Here is a 20,383-nt window from a genome sequence, read left to right as displayed (position 1 = left end):
GTTGCTTTTTTGTGCATTGCAGCGAGGCCGAGCCCCCAATGTCGCGCCTGCTGCCGCAGGGTCATCCGCCTGTCCCGTCCTGCCGGTCGAAAAGCCGGGCCGGCGCCTGCCGCGGCAGATTTTCCAGACCAAGCGCACTCTGATAAAGCCCCGGCGAAAAGATCCGCGCCACGGAGGCTTCCGCCTCCGCGGAAGGCTCCGCCTGCCCCCAGCGGACCATCTGTTCATAGAACCACTGGCCGTGACCGGGTGAGGGTGCCGCGCGCGCGCCGCCGGAAAAAGTCAGGAACTCCGGAATTCGCCGGGACGTGTTGCGTCCAAGCTGCATGTCTCCCTTCAAGGCGGGAAGACAGACCTCGACCGGACAGGCCAGAATTTCCGGACGCGCGAGCAGGACGGCCAGCGGTTCCGCGTTCGCGGGATCCGCGCACCAGTCGGCCGCTGACGAGACCGCCCTCATCAGCGCGGACAACGTCACCGGATGCGCCTCGGCCCATTTGCGGGTCACGCCCAGGACCTTCTCGGGACTGTCCGGCCAGATCGCCTGCTTGTATGTCGCGATCCGGCCCGTGCCGGCGGCCACAGCCACCGTGTTCCAGGGTTCACCGACGCAAAACCCGTCCAGTTGACCGGCTGCGAGGGCGTCCGCCATGAGCTGCGGCGCGATCACCGAAATTTCGACATCCGTATCCGGATCGATGCCCGCGGCTGCCAGCCAGTAGCGCAACTCATAGGCATGTCCGGAGAACGGGTGCACGACACCGAAACGCAGACGGGCCTCCGGGCCAGCGCCGCTGTCCCGGACGATCTTGGCCAGAGCCGCGCCCGTGGAGACCGGATCGCCATCCGGACCGGCGCCCCAGCCCGCCATGTTCCGCCACAGATCCGCCGACACCGTGATGGCGTTGCCGCCGAGCCCGAGGATCATCGGCGCCAGCATCGGGACGGCGAGACTTGTCAGGTTGAGGCTGGCGGCAATCGGCATCGGCGCCAGCATATGCGCCACATCGAAATGGCCGACGGCAATGCGGTCGCGGATGTTCGCCCAGGACGTTTCGCGCACCAATTTGAGCGCGATGCCTTCGCGTTCGGCAAAACCCATTTCCCTGGCCGCGACCAGGACGGCGCTGTCCAGAAGCGGTATGAACCCGGCAATGACGGGCGTCAGATGTGTGTCCATGTTCCTCCGGTCTGCCGTGGAGCTGCTTCCTCCCGGCCATCTGGCAGAGCTCATGTGCTAATCTTCCAACAATCCGCTCGCGATCACGAGGCTCTGGGCGACGTCGATGATCTTGCGGCCGTGATTCATGGCCGAGCGGCGGAGAAGATCGTAGGCTTCCTGCTCGGACAACCCCTTGGACTTCATGAGAATGCCCTTGGCGCGATCGATCGTCTTGCGCCCGGCCAGTTCGTTGCGGGCATCCTCCAGTTCCGTAGCAAGCTTAGAGAACGCCCGGAACCGGCTGATGGCCATGTCGAGAATGGGTTTCACCCGCTCACGCTTCAAGCCGTCGACGATATAGGCCGACACTCCTGCATCGACGGCAGCTTCGATAGACTGGCTGTCGGCCTTGTCCACGAACATGGCAATCGGCCGCCGCACCGCGCGCGATACCTGAAACATGTGTTCCAGCCTGTCCCGATTGGGGTTTTCAAGGTCGATGACGATCACATCGGGGTTGAGGTCGGCGATCTGGCGCACCAGCCCGTCCAGCTGATGAACGAGTATGACCTCGTCATGCCCGGCATCGCGCAATCCCTCTTCGATGATCGACGCCCGGATCTTGTTGTCGTCGATGACGAGAATAGACAACCCCTCACTCATGGCGCCATTATGCGCAGGACCATTTTTTATGCAAAGAAAATGTTGCGCTGCAAGATAAACTCCTCACAGGAGACATTTCACGCCTGACGGGCGGCCCGTTTTCCCGCCCGCTTCTTCAGCACGGCGCGCCGTCAGCGTCCTCAAAGCGAGAAAATCACCTCTGCCGCCCTGACGGCGGCGGAGGCCCTGTTTTCGACGCCGAGCTTGACGAAGATCTGCTCCAGGTGCTTGTTCACCGTGCGCGGTGACAGGCCCAGAATCTCGCCAATGTCCTTGTTGGACTTTCCCTTCGCGATCCAGATCAGAACCTCGGCCTCGCGCTGGGTCAGTTCGAACCGTTCCTGGAGCGCCTGTTTCTGACCGGCCTCGTCCTCGGCCGTGACTCGGAACAGGTTTTCATCCGGGCCGACGCGCCCGAGCGGATGGAGCTGCACGGCGAGATCCTCCGACAGGCCAAGCATGAAGCTCTTGCGCCGGTCCTGTGCCGTGTCCGACGCATCGAGCCACTCTCCCAGGGACCTGCCCAGCCGGAACAGGCTGGCATCGGCCGCGCCGGTGCGGGCCAGCAGGTTCTGGATCTGGGGCGTCGACCAGAGCACCGCCCCGTCGCCCGAAACTGCCACCAGGTGCCGGCCGGCGGCATCCAGCGCCACATGGGCGCTCTGCACCGAGCGGGCGTTTTTCAGATGAACCCTGATGCGGGCCTTCAATTCGTCGACATCGATCGGCTTGGTCAGGAAATCGACGCCGCCGGATTCGAGCGCCCGGACGATGTGCTCGGTTTCCGACAGGCCGGTCATGAAGATCACCGGGATGTGCCGCAATGCCGGATTGTCCTTGATCCTTCGGCAGGTGTCGAAGCCGTCCAGACCCGGCATCACCGCATCCATGAGGATCGTGTCCGGCGTGACCTTGTCGCAGACCTTGAGTGCCGCCTCCCCGTTGATGGCGACCAGAACAGTGATGCCGGTTTTCCTCAGCGCTTCGGTGACGAAGCCCAGCGTCTCCGGGCTGTCGTCCACCACAAGGACCGTATCGCGGCGATCATCCGTCATGTGTCTCCAGTCCGCTCAACACGTCTTTGTAGGCCTTGAAATCAAAGCGGGAGAGATGCACCTGCAACGCCTCCGTCAAGGGCCGGTTTTCCGGCGCTTGCGCCAGCTCGTTCAGTTTCGCCTCTATGCCCTCCACATATCCGATGTCGGCCAGCGATATCAAATCGGCAACATGCGCCGCGCCCGGCGACAGCAAGGGTGCTGCCGATGCCACGGGCGTGTCATTGCCGTTGGCCTGCTCGGTCCAGCTCACGCCCATGTGCTTTTGCAGAAGGTCGTAGAGCTGACCGATGCCGAAGGGCTTGGCAAGGGTCGCCGAATGATGGACCGGGCCGTCCGGACGCAAGGCCTTGTCGCCGATGTTCGCCGACAGCATGACGATCGGTGCCGCGTCGCCCCGCTCACGCAGGGCTTTCGCCAGCTCCCAGCCATTCATGCCGGGCATCAGGATGTCGATCAGGTAAAGCTCCGGCGCCAGCGGCTGAACGGTGTCCAGACAGGCATGCCCGTTGTCCGCCTCGACGACGTCGAAGCCGATCGGCTGCAGGATATCGCGGACCAGCGCCCGGTGATCGGGATTGTCGTCGATCACCGCGACGGTCCGCCGCCGGCCCTGATAGCCCCGCACCTGACGTTCCCGGCGGACGGTGTCCACGGGACGGTCGACGGCCGCCAGCATCAGGCGGACCTCGAAAACCGCGCCCTTGCCCGGCTCGCTGGAAAGGGCGATCGCCCCGCCCATCGTCTCCGTCAGCAGCTTGGTGATCGTGAGACCAAGACCCAGACCCGGGGTGCGCACTCCGTTGACCGGTTTGCCCCGCCCGAACGGCTCGAAGATCTTGGCCTGGTCATCCAGGGCAACCCCCGGCCCGCTGTCCGAGATGACGAAGCTGGCCACCTGGGACCGGTACCCGACAGTCAGGGACACCGATCCCTCCGGGGTGAACTTGATGGCATTGGACAGGAGATTGACGAGGATCTGCCGGAGGCGCTTTTCGTCGGTTCTGACGAATGCAGGCAGGTTGGCCGCCCGCGAATAGCTGAAACCGAGCCCCTTGGCTGCGGCCTGCATGCGGAACATGTCGACGATCTGGTCCAGAAACTCGTGGATGTTGATCTCGTTGGAATAGATCTGCAGCCGCCCCGCCTCGATCCGGGAAATGTCCAGGAGGCCGTCGATCAGGCCGGACAGGTGCTCCGCGCTGCGCCGGATCGTGCTGACGGCGGGTTTTCGCGCCGGCGGCAGGCTTTCATCGCGCTCGAGCACCTGGGCATAGCCCATGACGGCGTTGAGCGGCGTCCTGAGTTCGTGGCTGAGACCGACGACATAGCGGCTCTTGGCAAGGTTCGCCGCCTCCGCGTTCTCCTTCGCCTTCTGAAGGGCGGCGTCGGTCGCGCTGTGGGCGTCGATCTCCTTCTGCAGCAGCGCGTTCTGGCGGGCGGATTCCTCTTCCGCGACGCGGCGCGTGTCATGCGCCAGAACCAGGAACCAGCAGGAGATGCCCGCGACGATCGAGAAGACGAAGAAAATCAGCAGCACCGTTTGCGCGATGAGGCCGGTGGGATCGCCGAGCCGGCTGGCGGCCTGGGCATAGATGAACCAGAGCACGGCGCCGATTCCGGCAATCGACATCAGCGAGGCAAGGGCGTAGCGGCCGAGGCGCGATTGCAGGAAGATCAGCGCGTCTTCCGGCAGAAACCGCTCCGCAACCGTGCCGACCTGATAGGCGATGCGGGCCTTCGGCTTGCAGGAATCGTGGCACCGGGCGTCCAGCGTACAGCACAGCGAACAGATCGGGGCCTGATAGGCCGGGCAATAGGCCATGTCCTCGGGCTCGAACGGGTTCTCGCAGATCGAACAGGATATCTGGTCCAGGGCCTGCCAGCTCTGGCGCGGTTTACGCGCCAGATAGAATTTGCCTCCGGTCAGCCAGGCAATCGCCGGCGCGGCAACGAAGGCGACCACCATGGCCAGGAATGTGGCCAGGGCAGCTGCGGTCACTCCGAAGAGACCGAAATGCGCGGCCAGCGCGAGGCATGTCGCGAGCAGCATCGCTCCGGTGCCGACCGGATTGATGTCGTGGAGATGGGCCCGCTTGAACTCGATGCCCGGCGGCGACAGGCCGAGCGGCTTGTTGATGAAGAGATCCGCAGAAATCGCCGACAGCCAGGCCATGGCAATGATGGAGAAGACGCCCAGCGTTTCCTCGAGCAGACCGTAGATGCCGAGTTCCATCAGAAGGAGTGCGATGCCGACATTGAACACAAGCCAGACCACCCGGCCCGGATGGGAATGGGTCAGGCGGGAGAAGAAATTCGACCACGCCAGCGAGCCGGCATAAGCGTTCATGACGTTGATCTTGAGCTGGGCCACCACGACGAAGGCGGCCATCAGCAGAAGCACGACGGTTTCGTTCGGGATCATGTAACCGAAGGCGACCGTATACATGCGCGAGGGCTCGTCGGCGTGCTCGACGGGCACACCATGCGACAGCACCAGCACGGCAAGAAAGGAGCCCGCGACCATCTTAGGCGCGCCGAGCACGACCCAGCCGGGGCCTGCCAGGAACAGCGCCAGCCGGTGACGCCGGCGGGCGAAATCCTGGGCCGGCAGGAAGCGCAGGAAGTCGACCTGCTCGCCGATCTGCGCCATCAGCGCCAGGATGACCGCCGACGCCGCGCCGAAACTGATCAGATTGATGCTGGCCCAGCCGCCCCCGTCGATGCGCGGCACCTGGGTCGCCGGGTCGATGCCCGGGAAACTCAGCCAGGCGCCAACCGCCAGCCAGTCGGTAAAGACAATGAAGAGGAAGGGCAGGATGTTGAGGATGATCCAGAAGGGCTGGGTTGCGAGCTGAAACCGGCTGATCCAGGTGATCCCGTGGGTCACGAGTGGAATGACGGCCACCGCGCTGATGATGTAGCCGAGCCAGAGCGGCACGCCGAAAGCGAACTCCAGCGCGCTCGACATGATCGAGGCCTCGATCGCGAACAGGATGAAGGTGAAACTGGCATAGATCAGCGAGGTTACCGTCGAACCGATATAGCCGAAACCGGCACCGCGCGTCAGAAGATCGATGTCCACGCCGTACCGCATGGCGTAGCGGCTGATCGGCAGGCCGACGACGAGCAGGACAATGCTGCCGACAAGAATGGCCAGAAACGCGTTGGCGGTGCCGTGCGACAGCGTGATCGCACCGCCGATGGCTTCAAGCGCCAGAAAGGAAATTGCACCGATCGCGGTCTGGGAAATTGCGCGGGAGGAGAACTTGCGGGCGCTTTTGGCCGTGAACCGCAAGGCGTAATCTTCCAGGGTCTGGTTGTTGACCCATTTGTTGTACTGCCGGCGGACCGGCAGAATGCGCTGGCGGGCGGTCACAAATCCGCCTCGCAATTAAGCAATCGCCTAATTTTCATGCACTCATTTTCAGAAAGCAAGGATACGCCGCCCGTCACAACCCTATATTTAATCTGCAATTGCAATGGAGCAATTTCTGTGCCGGGAAATGGACCGGGCGCGCCCTTCCCGGCCTGACCGGACTCCTTGGCCACTCCAGCGGACGTATACTAGGGGCGCTTGTTCGTTCTGGTCAGCTTCCAGAACTGCCCGGAGAAATTCGCACAGTTTGCAAGGTGAGGCATGTTGTTGTCCGGACCGCCATTGAAGATATCCAGACACATGGCGGCACCACGAAACTGCGTGGTCAACCGGCTCCAGCCGCCGCTTTCCGTCACTTTCCAGAATTGTCCGGAAAAGTCGGCGCAATTCGTGAGATGCGGCTGATTGTTGCGCGAACCGCCATTGTAGACATCGAGGCACATGCTGTTGCCGCGGAACATGGTCGTGAGCCGGTAATATCCGGCCCCTGCAGGCTGCAGCCGCCAGTACTGCCCGGAGAAATCCGCACAGGCCGCCAGGTGCGTCATGTTGTTTTTCTCGCCGCCATTGAACACATCGAGACACATGTCGTTCCCGCGGAACTGCGTGGTAAGGCGATAGAAGACCTGTGGGTCGATGGAGGCCGAGACTGCCGGTGAGACAACAGCTCCCAGCCCCAGAACCGCAACGAATGCCGCAGCGATCAATTTGGCCTTCTTGTTGTATTTCTCAATTTCAAACATGAATTCCCCTCATGAATTCTAAAATTCTCGCATGGACGACATGTATTTTATATTTTTGTATTTTTGCGTCGGCAGATATAATATTTTATGCTATTCAGAACTACTATAAAAGATCCGGAATCACGTTGAAAGTGACCGGAAACGTCCTCCACGCAAAAATCCATAGATCATTCGAACCTGGCCTGCAAAGCCTTTTCGATCGCTCCGGACTGCCGGTGCCCGGCGGGGAAGTCATGCGCTCGACGCCAGGCTGAAATGTATGTGGCTTGCGCGCCCCTCAACAATGATGACCCTGTCGGACGGCGTGTCTGTCGCGCTTGCTATTACGTCAAACGACGTATGTTGCAGCGCGGCACTTCCGGCGCACGATCCGTCCCCGACAGCGGCAGTCCTTCCAGCCGCCAACCGCCGGCATGGGAACCGGCGGCGTCAATCAACAGGGGAACTTTCATGAAAAAGACATTCACCAAACTCGCGCTTGCCGGCCTGATGGCCTCCACCATGATCGGTGGCGCGTCCGCGCAGGAAGACACGATCAAGGTCGGCATCCTGCACTCGCTCTCCGGCACGATGGCGATTTCGGAAACCACGCTGAAAGACGCCATGCTGATGCTCATCGAGGAGCAGAACAAGAAGGGTGGCCTGCTCGGCAAGAAACTGGAAGCCGTTGTCGTCGATCCTGCTTCCGACTGGCCGCTGTTCGCCGAAAAGGCGCGTGAGCTGATCGAAGTCAACGGCGTCGACGCCGTCTTCGGCTGCTGGACATCCGTTTCGCGCAAGTCCGTTCTGCCGGTCTTCGAAGAGCTGAACTCGCTGCTCTTCTACCCGGTCCAGTACGAAGGCGAAGAAAGCCAGCGCAACGTCTTCTACACCGGCGCCGCACCGAACCAGCAGGCCATTCCGGCCGTCGATTACCTGATGAACGAAGAAGGCGTCGAGCGCTGGGTTCTGGCCGGCACCGACTATGTCTATCCGCGCACGACCAACAAGATCCTCGAAGCCTACCTGAAGGCCAAGGGCGTTGCCGAAGAAGACATCATGATCAACTACACGCCGTTCGGTCATTCCGACTGGCAGACGATCGTGTCCGACATCAAGACCTTCGGCTCCGCCGGCAAGAAGACCGCCGTTGTCTCCACCATCAATGGTGACGCCAACGTTCCGTTCTACAAGGAACTCGGCAACGCGGGCATCAAGGCCGAAGACATTCCGGTCGTCGCCTTCTCCGTGGGTGAAGAAGAACTCGCCGGTCTCGACACCGCGCCGCTCGTCGGCCACCTGGCCGCCTGGAACTACTTCCAGTCCGCCGATACCGATGCCAATGCCGAGTTCATCGAAACCTGGCAAGCCTATGTCGGCGACGACAACCGGGTGACCAACGATCCGATGGAAGCTCATTTCATCGGTTTCAACATGTGGGTCGAAGCGGTCGAGAAAGCCGGCACCACCGATCCGGACGCGGTCATCGACTCCATCGTCGGCGTCAGCGTTCCGAACCTGACCGGCGGCTACTCCGCGATGATGCCGAACCACCACATCACCAAGCCGGTGCTGATCGGAGAAATCCAGGATGACGGCCAGTTCGAAACCGTGTGGGAAACCTCCGGCCTCGTCGTCGGCGATGCGTGGTCCGACTATCTGGACGGCTCCAAGGACCTGATCTCCGATTGGCGTGCACCCCTGTCCTGCGGCAACTTCAACACCGCAACCGGCAAGTGCGGCGGTTCCGGCTCCTAACGTAAAAACGGAGTTGGGGCGGGCCTTCCGGGCCCGCCCCTTCCCGGTTTTTTGTCTTCGGGCAACACCCCCACCCCTAACCCCTCCCCACAAGGGGGAGGGGAACCAGGCTGAAGACGCCGACAGGCCGCAGCCTCATCGTGAGCAAATCTCACGGTAGAGCGTTGCCACCGGCAAGGCCAAATCCCCCTCCCCCTTGTGGGGAGGGGTTAGGGGTGGGGGTTCCTTCGAAACCCAAGAACAACATGAAAACAAACCCTCGCAAGGCGGACACGATGTCCCTTCTGAAGTCATTCTTCCTGCTCGTCGGCCTTCTCATGTGCGCCGCGAGCGGACCGTCCTTCGGCCAGAGCGATCCGGACACGCTGCGTCCGCTGATCAACGATCTTGCCAAGGGGAAATACGCGCAGACCGAACAACAGATCGGGACGCTGGTCGCCACGGGCGACCCGCTGGTCGCGCCGGCACTGGAGGCTCTCGGCGAGGGGGACCTTTATTTCCGCAAATCCGACGGCGCGGTGTTCATCACCCGCAAGGAAGGCAAGGGCTACGCGCTCACCGATCCGCTGACGCTGGAAGCGGCCGGCGAGGCCGGCCGGCGGGAAGTCTCCAAGATCAAGGTCAACAACAAGCTGCGCCGGGTCATCCGCTCCGCGCTGGGCTCCCTCACCCTGATGGCGCCCGACCCGCAGGTTCGCAAGGCGGCCGCGGAAGCGATCTTCAAGGCGCGGGATCCGGACGGCATCGAGGCGCTTGACGCGGCGCTCGCGGCGGAAACCGATGACGGCGTGCGCAAGGTGATGGCGGAAGCCCGCGCCGCGGCCGTTCTGAATTCCGACCTGGACGAGCCCCAGAAACTGGATGCGGTACAGACCCTCTCCGAGATGGGCAACCGGGATGCGCTGTCTCTGCTGATCGCCGTTCAGGCCGACACGGAGGGAGCCGTGCAGGCGGCGGCGACTCAGGCCGTCACGAAGATCCAGAAATCCATTGCCAGCTGGGATGCGGCCCAGAACATCTGGTACGGCCTGTCGCTGGGGTCGGTGCTGCTGCTGGCCGCGATCGGCCTTGCGATCACCTTCGGTGTGATGGGCGTGATCAACATGGCCCATGGCGAAATGGTGATGATCGGCGCCTACACGACCTTCGTGGTGCAGGAGCTGATCCGCAATTCGGCGCCCGGCCTGTTCGAATACAGCCTGTTCATCGCCCTGCCACTAGCGTTCCTCGCCTCCGGACTGGTGGGTGTCGCCATCGAACGCGGCGTCATCCGCTGGCTCTACGGCCGCCCCCTGGAGACGCTGCTGGCCACATGGGGCATTTCCCTGATGCTGCAGCAGGCGGTGCGCTCGATCTTCGGGCCGACCAACCGGGAGGTCGGCAATCCCGACTGGATGTCCGGCGCCTTCGAACTCGGCCAGATGACGATCACTTATAACCGCATGTGGATCATCGTCTTCGCGCTGCTGGTGTTCGCAGGGCTGATGCTGTTCCTCAAGAAGACGCCGTTCGGGCTCTACACCCGCGCGGTCACCCAGAACCGGCGCATGGCCGCCTCCATGGGCATCCGCACCCCGTGGATCGACGCCCTCACGTTCGGTCTCGGTTCGGGGATCGCCGGCATCGCCGGTGTCGCCCTCAGCCAGATCGACAATGTCTCGCCCAATCTCGGCCAGAGCTACATCATCGACAGCTTCATGGTCGTGGTGTTCGGCGGGGTCGGCAATCTGTGGGGCACGCTGGTGGGCGCCATGACACTCGGTGTCGTCAACAAGTTCCTCGAGCCCTATGCCGGCGCCGTGCTCGGCAAGATCTTCGTGCTCGTCTTCATCATCCTCTTTATCCAGAAGCGTCCAAGGGGCCTGTTCGCCCTCAAGGGCCGGGCAGTCGAAGCATGATGACCTCGTTTCTCTTCCGCGCCATGGATGTGCGCGCCGGGATTTTCCTGGCCCTGATGATGGCCGTGATCGTCCTGGTTCCGGCCGCCAACCTGCTGGTCCCGGAAAGTTCCACCTTCCACGTGCCCAATTACGCGGTCACGCTGATGGGCAAATATCTGACCTATGCCCTGCTGGCGCTGGCCGTCGACCTGGTCTGGGGCTATTGCGGCATCCTCTCGCTTGGCCACGCGGCGTTCTTCGCCCTCGGCGGCTATGCCATGGGCATGTACCTGATGCGCCAGATCGGCACGCGCGGTGTCTATGGCGATCCGCTTCTGCCGGATTTCATGGTGTTCCTGAACTGGCAGGACCTGCCCTGGTACTGGTACGGCTTCGACATGTTCTGGTTCGCGGCGCTGATGGTGCTGCTGGCGCCCGGCCTGCTCGCCTTCGTGTTCGGCTGGTTCGCGTTCCGCTCACGGGTCACCGGGGTCTACCTGTCCATCATCACCCAGGCGCTGACCTACGCGCTGCTGCTCGCCTTTTTCCGCAACGACATGGGTTTCGGCGGCAACAACGGGCTGACCGATTTCAAGGATATCCTGGGCTTCGACATCCAGGCCGACACGACCCGCGCCGGATTGTTCGCCGCATCGGGGCTGGCGCTGGTGATCTGTTTCCTCATCTGCCGGTCCATCACCCGCTCCAAGCTCGGCAAGGTTCTGGTCGCGGTGCGCGACGCGGAAAGCCGGACGCGGTTCCTCGGTTACCGGGTGGAACATTACAAGCTGTTCGTGTGGACCCTGTCGGCCATGATGGCCGGTGTTGCCGGCGCGCTATACGTGCCCCAGGTCGGCATCATCAACCCGGGCGAATTCGCTCCGGCCAATTCCATCGAGGTGGTGATCTGGGTGGCCGTCGGCGGACGCGGCACGCTGGTCGGCGCCGTGCTCGGCGCGGTGCTGGTCAACTTCGCCAAGACCTGGTTTACCGCCGCCCTGCCCGATATCTGGCTGTTCGCGCTCGGCGGTCTGTTCGTGGTCGTCACACTGTTCCTGCCCAAAGGCATCGTCGGCACGCTCGGCCAGGGCTGGACCGCCCTGCGCCAGCGCCGGATCTCGGCGGATTACGGAGCCGGATCGGACGAACCGCCCTCCGCGCCGCCACAATCGCCCGGTGCGCCGGCCAATGTGACGCCGCCCAAGCCATCCAACCGGACGCCCGGCGCCGCCGAGCCCCAGCCAGCGGAGTAGCACCATGGCAAGAGCAAGCAGCCTGCTGTATCTCGACGGGGTGTCCGTCTCCTTCGACGGCTTCAAGGCCCTGAACGAACTGTCGCTGACGATTGCCGCGGGAGAGATGCGCGCCATCATCGGCCCGAACGGCGCGGGCAAGACCACGATGATGGACGTAATCACGGGCAAGACCCGCCCGGACTCCGGCGAGGTGTTTTTCAACGGCAGCGTCGACCTGACCGGCGAGGATGAAGCCTCGATCGCCGAACTGGGGATCGGGCGCAAGTTTCAGAAACCGACCGTGTTCGAAAGCCACACGGTCTGGGACAATCTGGAACTTGCCCTGAAAGCCCCGCGCGGCCCCTTCGCGACGCTGTTTCATGTGATCGCCCAGGGCGAGCGCAAACGCATTGACGGCCTGCTGGATCTGATCCGGCTCGGTGGCAAGCGCGACGAGCTGGCAGCCAATCTGAGCCATGGCCAGAAGCAGTGGCTGGAAATCGGCATGCTGCTGGCGCAGGACCCGAAACTTTTGCTGGTGGACGAACCCGCCGCCGGCATGACCGACGCCGAAACCGCTGAAACCGCCGAACTTCTGAAGGATATAGCCAATGATCATTCGGTCGTCGTGGTCGAGCATGACATGGTGTTTGTGCGTTCCCTGGGTGTCAAGGTCACGGTTCTTCACGAAGGATCCGTCCTTGCCGAAGGCTCCCTCGACCACGTCTCAGCCGACGAGCGGGTCGTTGAGGTTTATCTGGGACGATGACGATGCCGCGTGAACACGGTCCTTGCCCAGCCTCCAAGCCGAATTGCCGATAAGGATCCGGAACGCCCTCCAGGGACTTAAGTCCGTTAGGTCAGAAACCATGCTGCAAGTTGACAATATCGATCTTCACTACGGCGCTGCTCAAGCCCTCAAGAAAGTGTCGCTGACCGCCGAAATCGGCAAGGTCACCTGTCTGATGGGCCGCAACGGGGTCGGCAAGACCTCCACGCTGCGCGCCGTCGCCGGCCAGCACGGCATTTCATCCGGCCAGATCCTCTGGGACGGCCAGGACATTTCCTCGCTGCCGGCTCATGCGCGCGCCCGCAGGGGCATTGCCGTCGTGCCCCAGGGGCGCGAGGTTTTTCCCTTGCTGTCCGTGAAGGAGAACCTGGAGACAGGCTATGCGCCGATCGCCCGCCGGGAGCGGTTCATTCCCGAGACGATCTTCGAATTGTTTCCGGTGCTCAAGGACATGCTCGGCCGCCGGGGTGGCGACCTGTCCGGCGGACAGCAGCAGCAGCTCGCCATCGCAAGAGCGCTGGTGACCCGGCCGAAACTGCTGGTGCTGGACGAACCGACCGAAGGCATCCAGCCATCGATCATCAAGGATATCGGCCGGGCGATTTCCTGGCTGCGCGACCAGGGAACCATGGCGATCGTGCTGGTGGAACAGTATTTCGAGTTCGCCCGCGACCTTGCCGACGACTATTGCGTGATGGACCGGGGCGAGATCGTGCTGTCGGGAACCGGAGCGGATCTGTCCGAAACGGAGGTCCGGAAGTATCTGACCGTTTGACCGCGGGCGCCCAGGCCAACCGGCATCCTGTCCCCTTGACGCAGGATTTGACGCGGAGGAACCGATTGTTAGGGTGCGGGCACGAAACAGCCTGCCTCCTAGCTCCGAAACGGACTGCCATGCTCCCTTCCCTGCCCGCAGACACGATTGCCGCCATCACCAAGGCCGTTGAGGAAGACTTCGAAAAGCAAGTCGCCTTTCTTCAGGAAATCATGCGGGCGCCGTCCCTGCGTGGCCAGGAAGCCGGTGTCCAGCGGATCGTGGCGGAAGCGCTCGAGACAAGAGGCTATGACGTGGCGACCTGCCCGATCGACGTCGCGCTCCTGAAAGACCATCCGGCTTTTTCGCCGGCAACCACCGACTACGCGGACACGTTCAACGTGTCGGGCCGCAAGGCTCCTGAGCGGCAGACCGGCCGCTCGCTGATCCTGAATGCCCATGTCGATGTGGTGCCGACCGCGAATCCGGAGTTCTGGACCCATCCGCCCTTTGCGGCCGTTCGCGAAGGCGACTGGCTGTTCGGACGCGGCGCCGGCGACATGAAGGCCGGACTGGCGGCAAACCTTTTTGCGGTGGATGCCATTGAAACTGCGGGCTACAGCCTTCAGGCGCCGCTGGAGTTTCAGTCGGTGATTGACGAGGAGGTCACCGGCAACGGCACCGCCGCGGCGATCGCGGGCGGTGCGACCGCCGACGCGGTCCTGATCCCCGAGCCGACGGACGAGGACCTCATCTTCGCCAATTCCGGCGTGATCAAGTTCAGGATCACCGTACAGGGCATCCCGGCCCATCCGCGCGATCCCGGCTCCGGCCTGAGCGCCATCGAAACCGCCTTTCTGGTGATCGCAAAACTGAAGGAACTGGAGATCCTCTGGAACAGGGAAAAATCCGGTCATCCCGGGTTCGACACCCTTGCCAATCCGGCCAGTCTGAACATCGGCACCATCCAGGGCGGCGAGTGGCCGGCCTCCATTCCGTTCGAATGCCGCTTCGAGGGCCGCATCGGGTTCTATCCGGGCGACACCCCGTCGGACCGCATGGCCGAGGTTGAGCACCTCCTGCGCAACCTTGCATCGAGCGATGCGCGCCTTGAACAGGCGAACCCGCGGCTGGAATGGATCGGCACCTGCCAGGCCGGATACAGGCTGGAGCAAGAAACAGAGGCCGAAGCCGTGCTGGCGTCAGCCCATGGCGTCGTCAACGGTCAGCCGCTGGCGCGCTCCATCATGGCCTGCTATCTGGATGCGGCACTCTATGTGAACCATTGCGGCATCCCCGCCCTGACCTACGGACCGCGAACAAAGAACATTCATGGCATCGACGAATGCGTCGACCTTGTTTCCTTGAAACGGGTTACCCGGACGATCGCGCTGTTTACGGCGCAGTGGTGCGGTGTCGGGCGGGACTGATCCGGCCGCCGCAACGTTTCGCCACTTGCGCGGTTTGCCGCGTCAATCAGGCTCGCCATACGGATGAATTGGGGTCAGGGCCCAGACCGTGATCCCCGTCCCGGCTACCGGCCAAGCGGCAAATTGTCCGCTTGCCGGTGTTCGGCTCTGGCCTTTTCGCGCGTGTGCATGTAATCCGGGCCAAACTCAATGGCTTTCGGTGGTCGGCAACTGCCGGAAGACCACCCAGAAGCAGGCCGGAACCAGGCCAGAAGCAGGAATGTCAGAATGCGCGTTGCAATGATTGGAACCGGCTACGTCGGTCTTGTTTCGGGAACATGTTTTGCAGATTTCGGCCATGTGGTGACCTGCATCGACAAGGACGCGACAAAGATCGACGCGTTGAATGACGGTCACATCCCGATCTACGAGCCCGGTCTTCAGGAGCTGGTTGCCAAGAATGTCGAGGAGGAACGCCTCTTCTTTTCCACCGAAGCAGCGCAAGCGATCCGGGAGGCCGACGCGGTTTTCATCGCTGTCGGCACGCCGACGCGCCGCGGTGACGGTCATGCGGACCTGACATATGTTTATGCGGCCGCCGAAGAAATCGCCGGTCTTCTCGACGGCTTCACGGTGATCGTCACCAAATCGACGGTTCCGGTGGGAACCGGTGACGAGGTCGAGGCGATCATCCGCAAGACCAATCCGAAGGCCGATTTCGCCGTTGTTTCAAATCCGGAGTTTCTGCGCGAAGGCGCTGCGATCAGCGATTTCAAACGGCCGGACCGCGTGGTTGTCGGGACGGAGGACGAAAAGGCGGTGGAGGTGATGAAGGAACTCTACCGGCCGCTCTACCTCAACGAAACGCCGATCATCGTGACCCGGCGCCGGACCTCCGAACTGATCAAATACGCGGCCAACGCGTTCCTGGCGGTCAAGATCACCTTTATCAACGAGATCGCCGATCTGTGCGAAAAGGTCGGCGCTAACGTTCAGGAAGTCTCGCGCGGCATCGGACTGGACAACCGGATCGGCGGCAAGTTTCTGCATGCGGGTCCTGGCTATGGCGGCTCGTGCTTTCCCAAAGACACGCTGGCCCTGTCGAAGATCGCCGCCGATGCGCACTCCGACCTGAAGATCGTCGACAGCGTCATTGAGGTGAATACCGCCCGCAAGAAGAAAATGGCCGACAAGGTCATCGACTTCCTGGGCGGCGATGTCGACGGCAAGACCGTTGCCCTGCTGGGCCTGGCCTTCAAACCCAACACCGATGACATGCGCGAAGCCCCGAGCATCGACATCGTGGCGAAACTGCAGGCGGCAGGCGCGAAAATACGGGCCTATGATCCTGCCAGCATGGAAGAGGCCGAAAAGGTCATGTCCGGCGTGCTGTTCTGCGACGGGCCCTATCATGCCATTGAAAACGCAGATGTGGTTGTAATCGTGACAGAATGGGACCAGTTCCGCGCGCTGGACCTGGACCGGGTCAAATCTCTGGTGAATTCGCCGAAGGTTGTCGACCTTCGCAATATTTACAAGACCGACTACATGACAGCGCGCGGCTTCGAATATACCAGCGTCGGACGCAGTTACTGACCGCACGGCAAGCGCTTCGATCCATCGACCTTCATCAGAACGCCGGGCCCCGACAGGCCCGGCGTTCCTGATTTCAGATTACCAAAATTTCACATCACATTTTGCCCGGGAATGTTGCCCCGGTTTCGCCGACATGGTAACCAAATCCTTAATAGAGAACAATTTTCCGGTTTCCGTTAACCAAGCGTTAACGATTCAATAGCGGTTGAAATCGCATCCGGATAAAGTGCCGTTGCACCTTAGTATGGCGTGCGTAACGGGTTGAGGCTGGCGAAACTTGGCGAACGAAACAGTTTCCTATAGCGCTGACGGACAGGGCCGCAAGGCGTTGAAGTTGGTTGGCTACTCGGTGTGGGACAGCACAGGCCCCGACGCGGCCCGGTCGCGCTCGAAACGGGGTTACCCGACCTTCATCATCAACACCGCCTTGAAGAAGATGCTGGATCTGACCGGTGCTGCGGCGGCGTTGATCCTGCTTTTTCCCTTAATGGTTGCAATTTCAATTGCAATAAAACTGACAAGCCGCGGCCCGGTGTTTTTCCGCCAGCAACGGCTCGGTCTCAACGGAACCCTGTTCACCGTTCTCAAGTTCCGGTCGATGCGGACCGAACAGTGCGACGTGTCGGGTGTGGCTCAGACCATCGCCAACGACCCGCGCCTGACCCCAATCGGCGCCTTTCTGCGCAAGAGCAATTTCGACGAGCTTCCGCAACTGATCAATGTCCTCAAGGGCGAGATGTCTCTCGTCGGCCCGCGGCCGCATGTGCCGGGCATGCTCGCAGCCGGCGTCCCCTACGAGGAATTCGACCCGAGATATCCGGACCGCCACAGCGTCCTTCCCGGCATCACCGGCCTGGCGCAGGCAAACGGGTTCAGGGGCGACACGCGCAAGGCCTATGCCGCTCACATGCGGCTGGAACATGACCTGGCCTATATCCGCAGGCAATCGTTTCTGCTGGACCTCAGGATCCTTGTCGCCACGCTGGTGAGGGAGTTCTTCAAGGGCAGTGGTTACTGACTTTACCACTGGAACCGCGCGTGCACTCGACGACCTGGGTCCGCCTGTGTAACTGCCGGATCGGGAGCCGTCAGAGCCAGATCGATCGCTGAACCCGGCTCAGCCCATCGCGCAGAGCCGCACCATATGCTGCACGGCAAGCACGTAGCCTTCCACGCCACATCCGGCAATGACCGCATCCGCGCGCGCCGAAACGTAGGAATGGTGCCGGAAGCTCTCGCGCTTGTGGATGTTCGATATATGCACCTCTATCACCGGACAGCTGCAGGCGCTGAGGGCATCGAGAAGCGCGATCGAAGTGTGCGTATAGGCGGCCGGATTGATGATGATGCCCGCTGCGGCTTCCCTGGCCTCGTGCACCCAGTCGATCAGGTCGTGTTCGGCATTGCTCTGGCGGAACACGGTTTCAAGGCCAGCCTGCCCGGCCGCGGCCTCGCACATCAGCCGGACGTCCTCCAATGTCTGCGAACCGTAGATTTCCGGCTCCCGGTGACCAAGGAGATTGAGATTCGGTCCGTTCAGGATGTAGAGGGTCGACGCCATGAAAAAGTCCTCGAAATGCTTCGGCAACATGCCTTCAGATCGCTGTTTTATCAAGAAAATTGCCGCTTTTCCTGAAATTTCTGTGGACGGCACCTTTTCAAAGTACAGAGCATGGGCGCCGCGCTTGCTTTCAAGGGCTTTACGTATTATTAACTATGAATATCCAGAGTAAGAAAAACTCGGCTCAATGGGGCAACATGATTAAGCTGCGCGAACGGCTGGATACACTCGAAGCACTGATGGCTGCAGTGGACGGCTATCATCATCTTCCGATTGATGTGCTCTCACAGTTTCTGCTGGATCATTATACCGTGGATCTGGATGTGCTCGCTCAATTCGCGGAAGTCGCTGAAACAGGCAACTCTGCCATGCAGGGCGCAAACGCTTTCGAAAGTGAAACGGCAGCGCAATCTGCAGCCTGATCCTGGCCCGGCGAAACCCAATTCTCTTCAATTGAAATGTCTGGAACCTGTTTCGGCTGGTCGAATAGCCTGACGGCGGGCGTCTGGCGGCATTCGGCTGGCTCGTTCCCAGCGTGCGGCGACCGCACTCCTGCGCTTGCGGAGTTCCGTCAAACGGACCGCAGCCGGCTGTTCCGGCAGCCGTGTCGATCTGATCACATGACGTGGCAGCTACAGGACACCCTAGCCGATCGCGGTGGTCTGACCGTCGTTGTCTTCCTGCTGAGGAGACGCAGGCTGGCCCGGACCGCCCTGCCAGATCTTCTGGCGATTGCGGATCTCGCGCGGCGCGGGGCCGAAATAGGTCGCGGTCTTGATGAAGTCGCGCGGGTGCAGGATCACGCTCGAAACGCGCTGATAAAGCGATTTCGCCGAGATCGGCTTGGACAGCAATTCGTGGACGCCAAGACGCCGTGCCTCGACGATCCTGCTGCGTTCCGTATGCGCGGTGACCATGATGATCGGAATGTAGGCGAAAGGATTGTTCGGACTGCGGATCATGCGCACCATGTCCGCACCGTCCAGGATCGGCATCACCCAGTCCAGGATGAGGATATCCGGGTTCGCGCGGTCCATGGCCTCCAGGCCGGACGCACCATCTTCCGCCTCGACAATACGCCGCGCGCCGAAACCCTGCAGCATCGTGCGCAGGATCGTCCGCATGTAGGCGCTGTCTTCGACCAGCAAGAATGTCAGCGAGGCAAGATCGAGGCTCACCTAGTCCTCCTTGTTAGACTTCCGTTTTGACATGAAAGTCTGAACAATGAGTTATGCCGATCATCATCTGCTGGAACGCAGCCCCTTGCCGATAGCGGTGAAAACAAATGCCTGCACCAATCGCTAGGAATAGGAGGTGCGATTTCATCCCTTGGTAATATTGCAGAGAATTAATCTTCTGCGCGCGGCCATGTTAACGGGACCTTCAAGTCTGCGGCGCCATGTTGCAGTCGAGAAAACAACACGTGTGAGACGGCTTTGCCAACGATTGTAAGCACCATGTCCCGGGAACCTGAATCATTCAGCGAAGAGGAACAGATTTCCTGCAAGTCCAGGAAATCCGCCTCCGGCCCGAATGGCGGGCTGAAGGACAACCTGCTGCTGCTGGCAGGCATCGGACTCGTCTTGCTCGCGACCGGCATGGTGCTGTCCAACGTTCTGTCCTGAGTCCCGCGAAACATCCAGCAGACACGCAGCCGCCAGTCACGCAAACTGGCCGCTCAGACCGTAACCGGACCGCTCGCGCCAAACAGCGCCACACATCCAATCACGTCTGTCCGCACTTGCCCGAAGCGTTTCCGCAAGGCCGTATCGAGGGCCTGGCGCGTGTCGTTCCGATTGGAGAAGACCCCGTTGGCGTTGTAAAGTTTCATCAATCCGCGTGCGGTCGGGGATCTCGGCACGTCGCCCTGCAGGATTGTTGCGCCAAAGACGGTGCCGCCTTCGGCCAGATGCGGCAGAAGATAATCGAACAGACGGGCCTTGCCCGTCATGTCACCCGGCAGGCAATGCAGAACATAATTCAGACCGATCGAGCCGAAGCGGCCGAGATCCGCCGGCCAGGGCACCAGCGCATCCGCCTGAACGGTTCGCGGCCGGTACCTGCCGATCCGCGCGGCGGCAGCCTTCAGGCACTGGAGATTGGGATCGAGCAGTGTGATCTTCGGCTGCGGCCCCGGGAACGGTGCCCTGTCGAGGAAATAGCCCGTTCCAACCCCGATATCGAGATGATCCGATGACAGATGGCGGCTGTAATGGCCGGTCAGATGCCGGCTCGGACACCGCCAGATGAGCCGATTGGAAAACCCGGGCACCAGCGCATCGTAAAGGGCAAGCGATTTCCCTGAATAGACCGCATAGCCCGGCTCATGCGCCGCCGGAAACAATTCCACCCCATTCCCCCCGTATTATTGACTGGCCCTTCGCCAGGGGGCCGTTGCGGCGCTGTCATGACGGGCTTC

Annotated in this window: 18 protein-coding genes; 10 read left to right on the top strand and 8 right to left on the bottom strand. The window is 61.8% G+C overall.

Features of this window, described 5'->3' with window-relative positions; genetic code table 11:
* Nucleotides 1-61: 61 nt before the first annotated feature.
* The 5 genes from WNZ15_RS18810 to WNZ15_RS18790 all read right to left on the bottom strand — a co-directional run bounded on the left by WNZ15_RS18810 (nt 62) and on the right by WNZ15_RS18790 (nt 7,002).
* A complete protein-coding gene (locus WNZ15_RS18810; protein ID WP_342894554.1) occupies nt 62-1,180 on the bottom strand; it encodes a CmpA/NrtA family ABC transporter substrate-binding protein in 1,119 nt (372 codons plus the stop codon).
* Between the two features lie 57 nt (nt 1,181-1,237).
* Complete coding sequence (locus tag WNZ15_RS18805) at nt 1,238-1,825, bottom strand: ANTAR domain-containing protein (RefSeq protein ID WP_342894553.1); 588 nt, start codon at nt 1,823-1,825, stop codon at nt 1,238-1,240.
* Between the two features lie 140 nt (nt 1,826-1,965).
* Nucleotides 1,966-2,880, bottom strand: a complete 915-nt coding sequence (locus WNZ15_RS18800) for a DNA-binding response regulator (RefSeq protein WP_342894552.1) — start codon at nt 2,878-2,880, stop codon at nt 1,966-1,968.
* Nucleotides 2,870-6,259: an ATP-binding protein gene (locus tag WNZ15_RS18795; protein ID WP_342894551.1), complete on the bottom strand. Its 3,390-nt coding sequence runs from the start codon at nt 6,257-6,259 to the stop codon at nt 2,870-2,872. Before WNZ15_RS18795 ends, WNZ15_RS18800 begins: the two co-directional genes overlap by 11 nt.
* Nucleotides 6,260-6,447: 188 nt before the next feature.
* Entirely contained in the window at nt 6,448-7,002 is a 555-nt protein-coding gene (locus tag WNZ15_RS18790; RefSeq protein WP_342894550.1) for an RICIN domain-containing protein, read from the bottom strand.
* Between the two features lie 450 nt (nt 7,003-7,452).
* On the opposite strand from WNZ15_RS18790, the gene urtA reads away from it, so the two are divergent.
* From urtA to WNZ15_RS18750, 8 genes are all read left to right on the top strand, one after another.
* Entirely contained in the window at nt 7,453-8,739 is a 1,287-nt protein-coding gene (gene urtA / locus WNZ15_RS18785; protein ID WP_342894549.1) for an urea ABC transporter substrate-binding protein, read from the top strand.
* A gap of 275 nt (nt 8,740-9,014) precedes the next feature.
* Nucleotides 9,015-10,637 carry an urea ABC transporter permease subunit UrtB gene (gene urtB, locus WNZ15_RS18780; protein ID WP_342894692.1) on the top strand — a complete coding sequence of 541 codons (1,623 nt, stop codon included), beginning with the start codon at nt 9,015-9,017 and terminating at the stop codon, nt 10,635-10,637.
* Nucleotides 10,634-11,872, top strand: coding sequence for an urea ABC transporter permease subunit UrtC (gene urtC / locus WNZ15_RS18775; protein ID WP_342894548.1), 1,239 nt, complete (start codon nt 10,634-10,636; stop codon nt 11,870-11,872). The genes urtB and urtC overlap by 4 nt, the downstream gene beginning before the upstream one ends.
* Before the next feature lie 4 nt (nt 11,873-11,876).
* Nucleotides 11,877-12,623, top strand: coding sequence for an urea ABC transporter ATP-binding protein UrtD (gene urtD / locus WNZ15_RS18770; RefSeq protein ID WP_342894547.1), 747 nt, complete (start codon nt 11,877-11,879; stop codon nt 12,621-12,623).
* Nucleotides 12,624-12,723: 100 nt separating this feature from the next.
* Complete coding sequence (gene urtE, locus WNZ15_RS18765) at nt 12,724-13,419, top strand: urea ABC transporter ATP-binding subunit UrtE (protein ID WP_342894546.1); 696 nt, start codon at nt 12,724-12,726, stop codon at nt 13,417-13,419.
* A gap of 119 nt (nt 13,420-13,538) precedes the next feature.
* Nucleotides 13,539-14,828 carry an ArgE/DapE family deacylase gene (locus tag WNZ15_RS18760; protein ID WP_342894545.1) on the top strand — a complete coding sequence of 430 codons (1,290 nt, stop codon included), beginning with the start codon at nt 13,539-13,541 and terminating at the stop codon, nt 14,826-14,828.
* Nucleotides 14,829-15,095: 267 nt separating this feature from the next.
* On the top strand, nt 15,096-16,403 hold the full coding sequence (locus tag WNZ15_RS18755) for a UDP-glucose/GDP-mannose dehydrogenase family protein (protein WP_342894544.1): 1,308 nt from the start codon (nt 15,096-15,098) through the stop codon (nt 16,401-16,403).
* A gap of 277 nt (nt 16,404-16,680) precedes the next feature.
* Nucleotides 16,681-17,421: a sugar transferase gene (locus WNZ15_RS18750; protein ID WP_342894543.1), complete on the top strand. Its 741-nt coding sequence runs from the start codon at nt 16,681-16,683 to the stop codon at nt 17,419-17,421.
* Nucleotides 17,422-17,520: 99 nt separating this feature from the next.
* Here the strand turns inward: WNZ15_RS18750 and aroQ are convergent, their stop codons facing one another.
* Nucleotides 17,521-17,964 (bottom strand): type II 3-dehydroquinate dehydratase, encoded by a 444-nt coding sequence (aroQ, locus tag WNZ15_RS18745; protein ID WP_342894542.1) that lies wholly within the window; start codon nt 17,962-17,964, stop codon nt 17,521-17,523.
* Between the two features lie 59 nt (nt 17,965-18,023).
* Between aroQ and WNZ15_RS18740 the strand changes: the two genes are divergently transcribed.
* Nucleotides 18,024-18,386: a hypothetical protein gene (locus WNZ15_RS18740; protein ID WP_342894541.1), complete on the top strand. Its 363-nt coding sequence runs from the start codon at nt 18,024-18,026 to the stop codon at nt 18,384-18,386.
* Between the two features lie 222 nt (nt 18,387-18,608).
* Here WNZ15_RS18740 and WNZ15_RS18735 read toward each other — a convergent pair whose 3' ends face one another.
* The gene (locus tag WNZ15_RS18735; protein WP_342894540.1) at nt 18,609-19,142 is read right to left on the bottom strand and encodes a response regulator; all 534 of its coding nucleotides are present in this window, start codon (nt 19,140-19,142) and stop codon (nt 18,609-18,611) included.
* A gap of 258 nt (nt 19,143-19,400) precedes the next feature.
* On the opposite strand from WNZ15_RS18735, the gene WNZ15_RS18730 reads away from it, so the two are divergent.
* On the top strand, nt 19,401-19,589 hold the full coding sequence (locus WNZ15_RS18730; protein WP_342894539.1) for a hypothetical protein: 189 nt from the start codon (nt 19,401-19,403) through the stop codon (nt 19,587-19,589).
* A 53-nt stretch (nt 19,590-19,642) separates the two neighbouring features.
* Here the strand turns inward: WNZ15_RS18730 and WNZ15_RS18725 are convergent, their stop codons facing one another.
* On the bottom strand, nt 19,643-20,314 hold the full coding sequence (locus WNZ15_RS18725) for a class I SAM-dependent methyltransferase (protein ID WP_342894538.1): 672 nt from the start codon (nt 20,312-20,314) through the stop codon (nt 19,643-19,645).
* Nucleotides 20,315-20,383 lie beyond the last annotated feature (69 nt).

This window comes from Roseibium sp. AS2 (genome assembly GCF_038900065.1).
Lineage (GTDB): Bacteria > Pseudomonadota > Alphaproteobacteria > Rhizobiales > Stappiaceae > Roseibium.
Note: the sequence above shows the minus strand (reverse complement) of the source record. Positions and strands in the feature narration are given on the sequence as shown.